At 66.8% G+C, this 14,239-nt stretch carries 1 protein-coding gene; it reads right to left on the bottom strand.

Annotation, left to right across the window (positions count from 1 at the left end; all coding sequences use genetic code 11):
- Positions 1-83: 83 nt before the first annotated feature.
- On the bottom strand, positions 84-14,096 hold the full coding sequence (locus tag PspTeo4_RS16690; protein WP_322364947.1) for an autotransporter-associated beta strand repeat-containing protein: 14,013 nt from the start codon (positions 14,094-14,096) through the stop codon (positions 84-86).
- Positions 14,097-14,239: the final 143 nt, after the last annotated feature.

Raw genomic sequence — 14,239 nt, forward strand, 5'->3', positions numbered from 1 at the left:
GCGAGCCTTGCTCGCGATGCGCCGCGCGGGCGGCGCTCGATCTCATGGGCGCTAAACATCCCATGCCAATAACCCACCCCACCTCAGAACGGCATGCTGAAGCCCACCACTACCCCATGGTCGCGATTCTCATTGGACAATTGCCCTGAATACCCGACGCCCAGCTTGCCACTGGCGCCCACGCTCACGTCCAGCCCCACCTCGACCACCGCCGCATCCTTGGCAATCGGCACACCCTCGGTGCTGAACCCGGAGCCGCCATCGATGAAGCGCAGGCTGGCATCTGGTTTGTCGTCCCCAAAGGCATGGCGCCAGCCAAGCGATACCCGTGGCGTGATCGTGCCACCGTTGTCGAGTTTGATAAGCTTGCCGGCCCGCACACCCAATGTGGAGTAGGTCACGTCCTGATCGACCTTGCCCTCCAGTCGCCCTGCCCCACCCTTCTCATGGGCGGTATCGCTGTCGTAGTTGACGTAGGCCAGCCCGGCGAACGGTTCCAGGGCAACGCCACCAGCATCGATGGCATAGCCCACTTCGCCGAACACCTGTGCACTGCGCGCCTTGTACTTGGCCTTGAGGCGATCGTCGTAGCTGCCCACCGAGACATCGCGCTTGGTGTCGATATCATGCCAGGCGTAGGCCACGCCCAGGCGTGCGGCGAGGGCGTCCAGCTGGTAGCCCAGGTAGGTGGTCAGGTGGTAGCTGTCGACACTGGCGTCCGAACGGCGACGCTGGGCGTCGATGCTGGAGCGGGTATAGCCCGCGGCGATACCGACTTTCCATTGCTCATCCAACGCGCGGTCCACACCCAGCATGAAGCCCGACAGGTCGCGGTCGACGCTGGCATGGTTGCTGTTGCCGTCATAGTCACCCCAACCACCAATGGCGCGGACCCAGCCGACAGCCTGGCCCTGGCAACCTTCGCTGGTCAGCTGCTGGTTGGCGGTGGGTGCCAGGGTTCGCCGTGGGTCGTCCTCGCGGCTGCAGTCGGCCTGGCGCAAGCGGTCGTTGACCGCATCGCGGATGTAGCGCGAATCCTCGATCAGCACGGTGGCGGTGCTGGCGTGGATCTCGCCGGACAGGCTGTCGAAGGCACTGCGAGCCGAGTCGCCGTCCATGGTCACGATAGTGTTGCGCAATGCCGCCGGGGCACCTGCGCTTTCCAGGGCGGTGGCGACGCCGCGCTGATTATCGCTGGCGGCGACGTCGGCGAACGAAGTGTCGTTGCGGCTCACCGTCAGGGTGACTTGGTTGGTGCCGTAGTCCAGTGCGCTGTCGATGAATGCCGAGTTGCTCAGGTTGGTGCTGGCGAACGTACCAACGACGCCACCGGCCGCGTCGACCACCGTGTACTGGCCGTCGTCATCGTCCAGGTTGGCCACCTGCAGGCTGCCGCCAAGGTTGGCGGTGCCGCCCACGTTCAGGTAGTTCGCAGGCTCGACGCCGAGGTCGATCACCAGGGTGCCGCTGGAGCCATTGGTGAAGTTGCCTGTCACGTTCAGGTTACCGGCCGGCCCTGGCAACACGGTGCCATTGTTGGTCAGCCCGGCCACGGTGCCGTTGCCGGTCAGGGCGGCGCCATTGGCTACGTTCACCTGGGCGTCGAGGGTGGTGCCCGGATGGGCCGCGTCGCCCACCTGCAGCACACCCTGGTTGACGTTGAAGGTGCCCGTGGTGGCCAGGATGCGCGCGCTAAACAGCGCGCTTGCGGTGGGCTGGCTGCCGATCAACAACAGGGTGCCGGCACCTTGCTTGGTGGTGGTACCGGTGCCACTCAGGGTGCCGTTGAAGGTGCCGTCGGCAGCTTGCTGGAACACCAGGCTGGCATTGTTGACGATGTTGCCCTGCAGGCTGGTGGTGTTGCCGACCAGAGTGCCACCGCTGACGGTGGTACCGCCGCTGTAGGTGTTGGCACCGCTGAGCACCAGGGTGCCGGCGTCGAGCTTCTCGATGCCGCCCGTGCCCACCAGCGGCGCGCTGATCACGGCGGTGGCACCGGCATTGACCCGCAGCGAAGCCAGGCTGCCATCTGCAGCGTTGACAGGCGTCAGGCTACCGCCAGCGCCCGGAACCAGCTGATAGCCGCTGCTGAGGAACTGCAGGCCGCTGAAGGACTGGTTGCCGACCACGGTGACGGTGCCCGGCGCACCACTGAACACACCATACTGGCTGCTCCAACCGTCGACCGTGGTACCGGATGCATTGGTCCATTTGGTGTCTGGGCCCCAGGTACCGTCGCCACCGCCAATAGTGCCGTCGGGGTTGGTCTTGCCAGCGTTCCAGAACTGCAGCTCGTCACCGTCGTTCTGCACCACCAGGTTGAGTTGGTTGGCGATGGCGGTCTGCAGGCTGAGGTCGGCCAGGGCCACGCTGCCAGGGATGCCACCGAACACCAGGCCGTTGTCGGTGAGGCTGCCTCCGTAGCTGAACAACTGGTAGACACCGGTGCCGAAACCACCGGCATCGGTGATGTTCAACGTACCGTCAAGCACCAGGTTGCCGTTGACCTTGACCACCGTGGTGGACGCGGCCGGTGCACCGAGGGTGAAGTCCAGGGCACTGCCCGAACTCAGGTTGAGGTTGCCCACGGTCAACGGCGTGGCACTCTGGCCGGCAGCCAGGGTGGCACCATTGGCGATCTGCACGGTACCGCTGTAAGTGCCGCTGCCACCCAGACGGGCGCCAGTGGCAACTTGCACGTTGGCACTGTCGAGGCGGCCATTGACCAGCAGGCTGCCAGCGTTGACGGTGGTGGCACCGGTCAGGCCGTTGACCCCGGTCAGCAACAGCTCGCCGCTGCCATTCTTGGCCAAGGTGCCGCTACCGGTGAGGTTGCCGGTGTAGCTGCCATTGGCGCTCTGCTCGAAGGCCAACGCAGCGTTGTTGAGGATGGCGCCCTGCAGGCTGCTGGTGTTGCCCACAACGCTGCCAGCATTGATCTGGGTGCCGCCGGTGTAGGTGTTGGCACCGCCCAGGGTTAACTGGCCGTTACCGTTTTTCAACAGTCCTCCAGTGCCGCTGATGGCGCCGTTGAGGGTCAGGGCGTTGCTGCCACCGATAGCCAGGGCGCCGTTGAGTACAGCGTTGTTGGCCAGGGTGACGGCAGTGTTGCTGTCCAGTGTGGTGCCAGCGGCGGCGGTCAGGGTACCGCTGCCCAGCGCGCTGTTGTTGCCCAGCACCAGGGTGCCGCCGTTGAGCAAGGTGCCGCCGCTGTAGCCGTTGGCGGCGTTGAGCACCAGGGTGCCGGCGTCCTGCTTGGCGAGAGCACCGGTGCCATTGAGGGCGACGTTGAGGGTGGCGGTGACGCCGGTATCGACCCGCAGGTTGCTGATGCCGTTGCCAAGCAGTTCACCCGCGTTGCCTGCGTTGAGCACATAGCCATCGGCGCTGAACTGCAGACCACTGATGCTATGGCTGCCGTCGACGGTGACGGTGCCGGCAGTGCCCTGGAATACGGCGAAGGTGTCGTTCCAGGTCTGGTTGAGCACGCCGTTGGCGTCGGTCCAGTTGCTGTTGACGGCATTCCAGGTGCCACTGCCGCCATCGATCAGGCCGTTGGCGACACTTTGGCTGCCATCCCAGAACAAGACGTTGCTGGCCCCACCGACCACCAGGTTGACCTGGTTGGCAACGGCGGTCTGCACTGTCAGGTCGGTGACCGGTACAGGCGCGCTGCCGATGGCCAGGCCATTGTCGACCAGGCTGCCGCCATAGTCGAACAGGCGGTACACCCCAGCGCCAAAGCCACCAATATCGGTAACGTTGAGGGTGCCGCCCAAGGTCAGGTTGTTGGCCACGTCGACCAGCGCAGCGGCGCTGCTGGACGGTGCGCCAAGCGCTGCGTTGAAGCTGGCGCCGCTGGCGAGGGTCAGGTTGCCTACACTCAAGGTGGCACCACTGGCGGCCGCCAGCGTACCGCCGCTGGCCACGGTCACCGCACCTCCTAGGCTGCCGGCGCCGGACAGGGTGGCACTGCTGGCGACATTGACCGCGCTGCTGGCCAATGCCCCATTCACGCTCAGTACGCCACCTTGTACGTTGGTAGTACCGGAGTGGTTGCTGCTGCCGTTGAGCGTCAAGGTGCCAAGGCCGAGTTTGTTCAAGGTGCCGCTACCGCCGATGTTGCCATCGAACACCCCGCCTTCGACGTTCAAGCTATTGCCGGTGGCAATCTGGATCGCGCCATTGCCGCCGATGTCGCCGAGGGTGGTATTGCCGTCGAGGTTGAGGTTGGCGCCGGTGCTGATGTTCAACGCGCTCTGGGTACCCAGTGCCGTGGTACCAATGGTGCTCAGGCTGCCAGAGAGGATGTTGAGGATGCCGCTGAAGGTGTTGTTGCCCGACAGCGTCAGGTCGGCCAGGCCGCTCTTGTTGAGCGTGCCGCCACCGCTGAGTATGCCGCCCAGTTGCAGGTCGTTGCTGCCCAGTACGTTGAGGATACCGCTGACATTCACCGGGCCGGCAAGGCTGACGGCGCTGGCGCTATCGAGGCTGCCATTGCCGGTGACGTCCAGGCCGCCGGTACCGAGGGCGGCGTTGTTGCCGACCACCAAGGTGCCGGATTGCAGGTCGGTGCCGCCGCTGTAGGTGTTTGCGCCCATCAGCGCGAAGCGTGCGGCGCCAGCCTTGAGCAGGCGCCCCGCACCCGCAACGGTGCCGCCGAGAGTCAGGTCGTTGCTGCCCAGCACCGTGAGCGGGCCGGCCAGGTTGACGTTGTTGGCCAGGGTGACGGCCTGGCTGCTGTCGAGGCTGGTGCCGCTGGCGGCGTTCAGGCTGCCGGTGCCCAACGCGGTGTTGGAACCCAGCACCAGGGTACCGCCGTTGAGCGCAGTGTTGCCGGCGAAGGTGTTGTTGCCGCCCAGTGCCAGGCGTGCGGTGCCAGCCTTGAGCAGGCCACCGGCGCCGCTGATGTTGCCATTGAGCGCCAGGTCGTTGCTGCCAGCAATGTTCAGCGGGCCGCCTAGAACGACAGCGTTGCCCAAGGCCACCGCCGCGTTGCTGTCGAGGGTGGTGCCTGCAGCGGTATCGAGCGTGCCGCTGCCCAGGGCACTGTTGTTGCCCAGCACCAGGGTGCCGCCACTGAGGGTGGTGCCGCCGCTGTAGCTGTTGCTGCCGTTGAGCACCAGGGTGCCGCTGTCGAGCTTGTTCAGCTTGCCGACGCCGGTCAGGCCGACATCGAGGGTAGCGGTCACGCCCGGGTCGACCCGCACGCTGGTGTCGCCACCGGTGCCGTTGATCAGGTTGAGTGCCCCTCCCGTGCCAGCCAGCAGGCGATAGCCATTGGTAACGAACTGCATGCCGTTGACGGTCTGGCTGCCATCGACGGTGACGTCACCCGCCGTGCCTTGGAACACCGCGAAGGTGCTGCCCCAAGTGGAGTTGAACGTGCCGTTTAGATCGGTCCAGTTGGTGTTGGTGGCGTTCCACACGCCCGAGCCACCCTCGACCTGGCCGTTGGCCACGCTCTGGCTACCGTCCCAGAACTGGATATTCAGGCCGGCGGCGCTGACCAGCAGGTTGACCTGGTTGGCCAGGACGGTCTGCAGGCTCACATCGCCCAGGCCTACGCCCCCCGGCAGGCTGCCGAAGTCCAGGCCGTTGTCGGTGAGCGAGCCGGTGTAGTCGAAGATCCGGTACACGCCGTTGCCGAAGCCACCGATGCTGCTGACATTGAGGGTGCCGTCGAGGGTCAGGTTGCCGCCGACGTTGAACAGCGCGGTGCCGCCCGTGGACGGCGCGCCCAGGCCGGCATCGACGATCGAGCCGCTGTTGAGCACCAGGCTGCCGAGGCCCAGGGTGCTGCCGCTCTGCCCCACCAGATGGCCGCCGTTGCTGATGACCACTGTGGCATTGGCGGTACCGCTACCGGTCAGGGTAGCGCCATTGCCGACGGTCAGCAGGTTGCTGCCCAGGGTGCCGTCGACTTTCAGGGTGCCAGCGTTGACATGGGTGTTGTCGGCCAGGTTGCCGGTGCCCGTCAGGGTCAGGGTGCCGGTACCGACTTTGGTCAAGCCGCCCAAGCCGTTGAGGCCACCGGCGAAGGTGCTGCTGAGGTTGTTGCTGCCCAGGCTCAGGACGCTGCCAATGCCAACATCGACCTGGCCACTGCCGGTCAGGCTGCCGAAGCTGGCATTGCCGTTGAGGTTCAGCTGGCCGCTGGCGCCGACGTTGAGCGTGTCGACGTTGGCTAGCACGCCGCTGCCCAAGGTGGTGACGGAACCGGCCTGGATATCGACGTCGCCGGTGAAGGTCTTGACGCCGACCAGGGTGAGGTCGTCGACGCCGGTCTTGATCAGGTTGCCGCTGCCGCCCAGGTCGCCGCTGAAGATCAGCGCGTTGGCAGCTTCGACGGTCAGGTTGGCGCCGTTGCTCAGGGCGATGGTGTTGCCCAGAGCCATGGGCGCGCTGTTGGCCAGGGTGGCATCAGCGGTGACCGCCAGGGTGCCGGTGCCCAGGGCGCCGCTGCTGCCCAAGGTCAGGCGCCCTGCGTTAAGCTGGGTACCGCCTTGGTAGCCGTTGTTGCCGTTGATGGTCAGGTTGCCGCTGCCGTTCTTGACCAGGCCGGCGGTGCCGTTGATCACGCCATTGAGGGTCAGGTCGTTGCCGCCAGCGACCGTCAGGCCAGCGTTGAGGGTGACGTTGTTGGCCAGGGTGACGTTGCTGCCTGCGCTCAGGGTCGAGGCTCCGGCGACGGTCAGCGCGCCCTGCCCCAGCGCGTTGTCGTTGCCGACCACGAGCTGGCCGGCGCCGAGGGTGGTGCCGCCAAGGTAGTTGTTGGCGCCGTTGAGGGTCAGGGTGGCGGCGCCCGATTTGTTCAGGCCTCCGACGCCATCGAGCACGCCATTGAGGGTGAGGTTGGCGCTGCCAGGCACGTTGAGCGTGCCGCCCAGGTGCACGGCGTTGGCCAGGGTGACACCCGCGCCGTTGGCATCGAGGCTGGTGTTGGCGCCGCTACTCAGGGCGCCAGTGCCCAGGGCGGAGTTGCTGCCGACCACCAGGGTGCCGCCGTTGAGCGTGGTGCCGCCGCTGTAGGTGTTGCTGCCGTTGAGGGTCAGGCTGGCCGTGCCATTCTTGATCAGGCCGTTGTTGCCACTGACCACGCCATTGAGGGTCAGTGCCTGGCTGCCGCCGAGAGTGAGGTTGCCACCGCTCAGGTTGACGGCGTTGGCCAGCGCCAGCGCTTGGCTGGCATCGAGGGTAGCGGCGCCGTTGACTGTCAGCGCGCCGCTGCCCAGGGCGCCGGCATTGCCCAGCAGCAGGCTGCCGGCCTGCAGCGAGGTGCCACCGCCGTAGGTGTTGTTGCCGTTGAGGATCAGCTGGCCGCTGCCCAGTTTGCTCAAACCGCCACCACCACTGATGACCCCATCGAGGGTCAGCGTCTGAGTGTTGTTGACGCCAAGGGTGGTACCGGTGCCAAGGCCGATGGCGTTGGCCAGCTGCAGTACTCCGGTGGTACCCAGGGTGCTGTTGCCGGTCACCGACAGGTTGCCCGAACCCAGGGCGGTGTTGTTGCCCAAGGTCAGGGTACCGCCCCCAAGGGTGGTGGTGCCCTGGTAGGTATTGGCGGCGCCCAGGGTCAGGTTGCCGCTACCAGCCTTGGTCAGGCCACCCGTGCCGCTGATCACACCGTTCAACACCAGGTTGTTGTTGCCCAGCAGGCTCAAGGTGCCGTTCAGCACCATCTGGTTGGCCAGAGTCAGGGCGCCGGTGGTGGCCAGGTTGCTGGCGGCACCGACGGTCAGGGTGCCGGTGCCCAGCGCCTGGTTGTTGCCCAGGGTGAGGGTGCCAGCATTGAGGGTCACGCCACCGGTCAGGGTATTGGCGCCACTTAGGGTGAGGTTGCTGGCGCCGTTCTTGGTCAGGCTGCCAGCGCCGGTGACCAGGCCGCCCAGGCCCAGGTCGTTGCTACCGGTGATCGTGAGATTGCCCCCCAAGTTGACGGTGTTGCCGATGTTCAACGCGGTGTTGTTGTCCAGCGTGGTACCGGCGGCCGCGTTGAGTTGGCCGAGGCCGAGGGCACTGGCGCTGCCGAGCACCAGGGTGCCGGCATTGAGGTTGGTATTGCCCAGGTTGCCGTTGGTGCCGTTCAGGGTCAGGGTGCCGCTGCCGGTCTTGGTCAGGCCACCGACGCCAGCGATGTTACCGCCCAGGGTCAGGTTCTGCGCCCCGGCGATGGTCAGGTTGCCAGCCAGGTTGAGCAGGTTGGCCAGGGTGACGTTGGCGTTGCTGCTCAGGGTCGTGCCGCCTACGGCGTTCAGAGCACCTGTGCCCAAGGCTGTATTGCTGCCAACCACCAGGGTGCCACCGTTGAGGCTGGTGGTGCCTTGCTGGCTATTGCTGCCATTGAGGGTCAGCGTGCCGGCGCCGGTCTTGACCAAGCCGCCAGTGCCGCTGAGCGCACCGTTGAGGGTGAGGTTGTTGCTGCCCGGTAGGGTGAGGTTGGCGTTCAAGGCAACGGTATTGGCCAATGCCAGGTTAGCGCTGGTGTCCAGGCTGGCGGCGCCCGTCACCGTCAGGCCGCCCGTACCCAGCGCCTGGGCATTGCCCAAGGTCAGGGTACCGGCGCCGAGGCTGGTGCCGCCGCTGTAGGTGTTGGCGTTGCCGAGTGTGAGGTTGGCGCCACCGGCCTTGATCAGGCTGCCACTGCCCGACACGACGCCGGTCAGGCCCAGGTCAGCACTACCGCCGACGGTCAAGGCGCCGCCCAGGGCAAAGGCGTTGCCCAGGGTGACGGCAGTGTTGCTGTCCAGGCTGGTGCCGGCTGCGGCGCTGACTGCCCCCGTGCCGAACGCGGTGTTGTTGCCAACGACGATGCTGCCGCCATTGAACACGGTACCGCCGGTGTAGCTGTTGGCACCGTTGAGCACCAGGGTGCCGCTGTCGAGCTTGGCCAATTGGCCGCTGCCCGAGAGACCGACGTTCACCGTCGCGGTGACACCCGGGTCGACGCGCACGCTGAAGGCACCGTTGCTGGCGTTGACCAGGTCCAGGCCACCCGCGCCGATCAGGCGATAGCCGTTGGTGACGAACTGCAGGCCGGTGGCGGCCTGGGTGCCGACCACGGTGACATCGCCCGCGGTGCCCTGGAACACCGCGAAGTCGCTGGCCCAGGTGGTGTTGAGCACACCGTTGACATCGGTCCAGTTGGTGTTGGCGCCGTTCCAGGTCCCCGTGCCGCCGTCGATCACGCCGTTGGGGACGTTCTGGCCACCGTCCCAGAACTGCACGGTGCCAGTGGCACCGCCCACCAGCAGGTTGATCTGGCTGCCGATGGAGGTCTGCACCTGCAGGTCGCCCGGCAGTACGCTGCCTGGGTAAGTGCCGACCACCACACCGTTGTCCACCAGGGCGCCGGTGTAGTCGAACAAGCGGTAGATACCGGTGCCGAAGCCGCCGATATCGGTGACGTTGAGGGTACCGTCGAGGGTCAGGTTGCCGTTGACGTTGACCAGCGCGGTGCCGCCGGTGGATGGCGAGCCCAGGCCGAAATCGAGGATCGAGCCGCTGTGCAAGGTCAGGGCGCCGGTGGCCAGGGTCGCGCCGCTGTTGGCCAGCAGGTGCGCGCCGTTGGCGATATCGACGGCGCCGAGCAGGCTGCCGGTGCCGCCCAGGCTGGCACCACTGTTGACCTGCACGTTGGCGCTGGCCAGGGAGCCGGAGACGTTGAGCAGGCCGGCGTTGACCGTGGAGTTGCCCGCCAGCACGCTCACGCCCGACAGCTCCAGGCTGCCGGTGCCGGTCTTCACCAGCCCGCCCGCGCCGGCCAGGGCGCCGCTGAAGACGTTGTTCGAGTTGTTGCCACCCACGGTCAGGTTGCCGCCACCAGCCACGTTCACCGTGCCTGCACCGCTGAGGCTGCCGATTGCGGCACTGTTACCGAGGTTGAGGCTGGCACCCGCGCCGACATTGAGCGCCGAGGCGTTGCCCAGCGCGCCAGTGCCCACGGTGGTGAGACTGCCGCCGAGCAGGTCGATGGCGCCGCTGAAGGTATTGTTGCCGCTGAGCGTCAGGTCGGCCAAGCCGTTCTTGATCAAGCCGCCCGTGCCGCTGAGGGCGCCGCTCAAGGTGAGGTCGTTGCTGCCCCCCACAGTGAGGTTGGCGCCCAGGCCGATGTCGTTGGCCAGGGTCAGCACGGCGCTGTTGTCGAGGCTGGCGGCACCGGTCACGTTCAGGGCGCCACTGCCGAGGGCGCTACCGTTGCCGATGACCACACCACCGTCACTCAGGGTGGTGCCACCGGCGTAGGTGTTGACGCCGTTCAAGGTCAGGGTGGCGGTACCGTTCTTGACCAGCTGCCCTGCCCCGCTGAGCACCCCGCCGAGGGCCAACGCATTGCTGCCGCCCACGGTGAGGTTGGCGTTGAGCGCGACGTTGTTGCCCAGGCTGACGGCGCTGCTGTTGTCCAGGCTCGCGGCGCCGCCCACGGTCAGGGTCCCCGTGCCGAGCGCGCTGCCGTTGCCAAGCACCAGGCCGCCAGCGTTGAGCAACGTGCCGCCGGCATAGCTGTTGAGGCCACCGAGGGTAAGCGTTGTGGCACCGTTCTTGATCAGCCGGCCAGTGCCGTCGATCACACCATTGAGGCTCAGGTTGTTGCTGCCGGCCAGGGTGAGGTCGGCATCAAGGGTAACGGCGTTGCCGACGCTGAGCGCCGCCGTGCTGTCCAGGCTGCCCGCGCCTGCCACGGTGAGCTTGCCCACGCCGAGCGCCGCAGCGTTGCCCAGCACCAGGCCGCCGGCATTGAGGGTGGTGCCGCCCAGGTAGGCGTTAGGGCCGGATAGGGTCAGGGTTGCGCTGCCGTTCTTGACCAGGCTACCCGCGCCGCTGACCAGGCCGCCGAGGCCGAGGTTGGCGCTGCCGCCAATGGTCAGTGCGCCGACCAGGTTGACAGCGTTGCCGAGGTTGACCGCGCTGCTGGCGTCCAGGCTGGTGCCTGCGGCGGCATTGAGCGCGCCACTGCCCAGCGCGGTGTTGCTGCCGACCACGATGGTGCCGGCATTGAGATTGGTGGCACCGACCTGGGTGTTGGCGCCAGTGAGGGTCAGCGTGGTGTTGCCGTTCTTGGTCAGGCCGCCGACACCCGCGATCACGCCGCCGAGGGTGAGGTCGTTGCTGCCGGCGAGAGTGAGGTTGCCGGCCAGGTTCAGCGCGTTGCCGATGTTCAGCCCGGCGATGCTGGTGTCGAGGGTGGTGCCCGCTGCGGCGTTGAGTGCCCCGGTACCCAGCGCGGTGGCGCTGCCCACTACCAGGGTGCCGGCGTTGAGAGTGGTGGTACCGCTCTGGGTGTTGCTGCCCGACAGGGTCAGGCTGGCGCTGCCGTTCTTGGTCAGCCCACCGGTGCCGCTGAGGTTGCCGGCCAGGACCAGGTTGTTGCCTCCGGCCAAGGTCAGGTTGGCGCCGAGGTTGACGCCGTTGTTCAGGGTGAATGCCGTGGCGTTGGCCAGGGTCGACGCGCCGCCGACAGACAATGCACCGGTCCCCAGGGCGGCCGCGCTGGCCAGGGTCAGGGTGCCGGCATTGAGGGTGAGTCCGCCGCTGAAGGTGTTGCTGCCGGTCAGGGTCAGGTTGCTGCCACCGTTCTTGACCAAAGCGCCGGTACCGCTGATCACACCGCTCAGGGTAGCGGCATTGCTGCCGGGCAGGGTCAGGGTGTTACCGCCCAGGTTGATGGCGTTGCCCAGGTTGACCGTCGCGCCCGCATCGAGGCTGGCGTTGCCGCCCAGGCTGAGCGCCCCGGTACCCAGGGCATTGTTGTCGCCCACGGTCAGCACGCCCGCGTTGAGGGTAGTGCCTCCGCTGAAGGTGTTGCTGCCGTTGAGGGTCAGGCCGGCGCTGCCGCTTTTCACCAATGCGCCGGTGCCGCTGATCACGCCGCCCAGGGTGGTAGCGCTGGTGCCCAGCAGGTTCAGGGTGTTGGCACCCAGGTTGATGGCATTCCCCAGGTTGACCCCAGTGCTGGCATCGAGGCTGGCGTTGCCGCCCAGGGTCAGCGCGCCGCCGCCCAGGGCGTTGCTGTGGCCGACGGTGAGCTTGCCGGTGTTGAGCGTCAGGCCGCCGCTGAAGGTGTTGTTGCCATTCAGGGCCAGGTCGCCAGCGCCGTTCTTGATAAGTGCGCCGGTCCCGCTGATCACGCCGCCCAAAGTGGTGGCGCTGGTGCCCAGAAGGTTGAGGGTGTTGGCGCCGAGGTTGATTGCGTTGGCCAGGCTGACTCCTGTGCTGGCGTCGAGGCTGGCATTGCCGGTCAGTGCCAGGGCACCGCTGCCCAGCGCGGCGCTGTCGCCGACCGTGAGCTTGCCTGCGCCCAGGCTGGTACCGCCGCTGAAGGTGTTCACGCCGTTGAGGGTGAGGTCGGCGGCGCCGTTCTTGACCAGGCTGCCGGTGCCGCCAATCACGCCGTTGAGCGTCAGGGCGTTGTTGCCCGGCAAGGTCAGGGTGCTGCTGCCCAGGTTGATGGCGTTGCCGAGGGACATGGTCGCCGTGTTGTCCAGGGTACCGCTGCCGGTCAGGCCCAACGCGCCGCTACCCAGGGCGCTGGCATTGCCAAGTGTAAGGGTGCCGCTGGCCAGGGTGGTGCCGCCGCTGTAGGTGTTGACGCCGTTCAGGGTCAGGCCACCGCTGCCGCTCTTGACCAGCGAGCCCGTGCCGCTAAGCACGCCACCCAAGGTCAGGGCGTTGCTGCCGGGCAAGGTCAGCGCCGCGTTCAACGTCACGTTGTTGTTCAGCACCAGTGGCACGCTGCCTTGCAGGCTACCGGCACCGCTGACGGTGAGCGCACCGCTGCCGAGCGCCGCGGCGTTGGTCAGGTTGAGGCCGCCGGCGGCCAGGGTGGTGCCGCCGCTGTAGGTGTTGGTGCCGCCGAGGGTGAGCAGGCCGGCACCGGTCTTGGTCAGGCTGCCGACACCTGAGATCACGCCATTGAGGGCCATGTCGGTGGCCCCGCCGACGTTCAGGCCAGCATTGAGGGTGAAGTTGTTGGCCAGACTCAGGCCGCCGACAGTGCCCGCCAGCCCGCCGCCATTGACGGTGATGGCGCCGCTGCCGAAGGCACTGGCGTTGTCGAAGTTGACCAGGCCATCGTTGAGCGTGGTCTGGGTAGTGCCGCTGAGCACCGGGCCGATCAGGCTCCAGGTGCCGCTGTCGACGATCAGGCGGTTGAAGTTGATGTAGTTGGTGGCATTGATGGTGCCGCTGCCGCTGGTGCCACTGCCGCCACCGATGGCGTTGCGCAGCGCCAGGGTATTGGTGCCGCCGGCACCGCCGTCGATCTTGCCGGCTGCCGCGTAGGCAAGGTTGGGGTTGCTGGTGACCAGCAAAGACACGCCGACGCCGAGCCCGGCACTGACACTGGAGCCGGTGATGGCGTTGAAGCGGTTGGTACTGTTGGCCCCCATCGACAGGCTACCGGTCAGGCTCCCGGCGTTGGTGAAGGTGTTCCCCGCCGCCGAGGCCTCGAACGCCGTCCGACCGAGAATGGTCCCGGTGTTGGTGAAGTTCACCGTGCTGCCGCCGGTCACGGCGATGACCGGGGTGTCCTCGCTCACCAGGGTGAGGCTGGCCAGGGCCGAGGAACCGATACTGCCGGCATTGGTGATGGTCGTGGTTCCCGCCGCACCGTTGCGCGCGTCCAGCGCCATGCCGGAGAGGTTCAGCAAATTCGCACCCAGCAAGGCACCCGTGCCCTTGATCACGCCCGTGGCATTGTTGTTGATGTTGAGCGTGCTGCCGGTGCCGGTGTTGCCGATCAGCACGGCGGAGGACTGGATGCTCAGCAGCCCCAGCAAGGTCGGGTCGATGGTGCCGGAGTTGTTCAGCGTGTTGTTGTTGCCGGCCAGCGACAGGGACGTGCCGCCCACGCCTAGCAGCGTGCCCAGCGAGGCGCCAGGGTTGACGTTGACCGTGAGGCCACTGCCGCCGTTGGTATAGCTGGGTGCCAGCGGGTTGGCCGCGCCGTTGCAGGTGATTATGGACCCCGCCGCGCTGCAGACTGCCAGCGCCGGCTCGCTCGACAGGCCAAAGGCCATGGCACCGACTGCCAGGCTGACGGCCAGGGAGAGTTGCGAAAAACCGGCAGGCGAACGAAAAGCGGCACGTCTGTCCACGGAGAGCTCCTTCGTGGATCAGGCCATTCAGTCCTTGAATGCGTGTATAGCGGGAAAGCAAAAGAGCAACGAAACACGCGACGGCCCAAACGCCTAATCACTGGCTACGAATATCCTTTGGGGGAATGTGTAGCCGCTGTAGG

This window comes from Pseudomonas sp. Teo4 (assembly GCF_034387475.1).
GTDB lineage: Bacteria > Pseudomonadota > Gammaproteobacteria > Pseudomonadales > Pseudomonadaceae > Aquipseudomonas.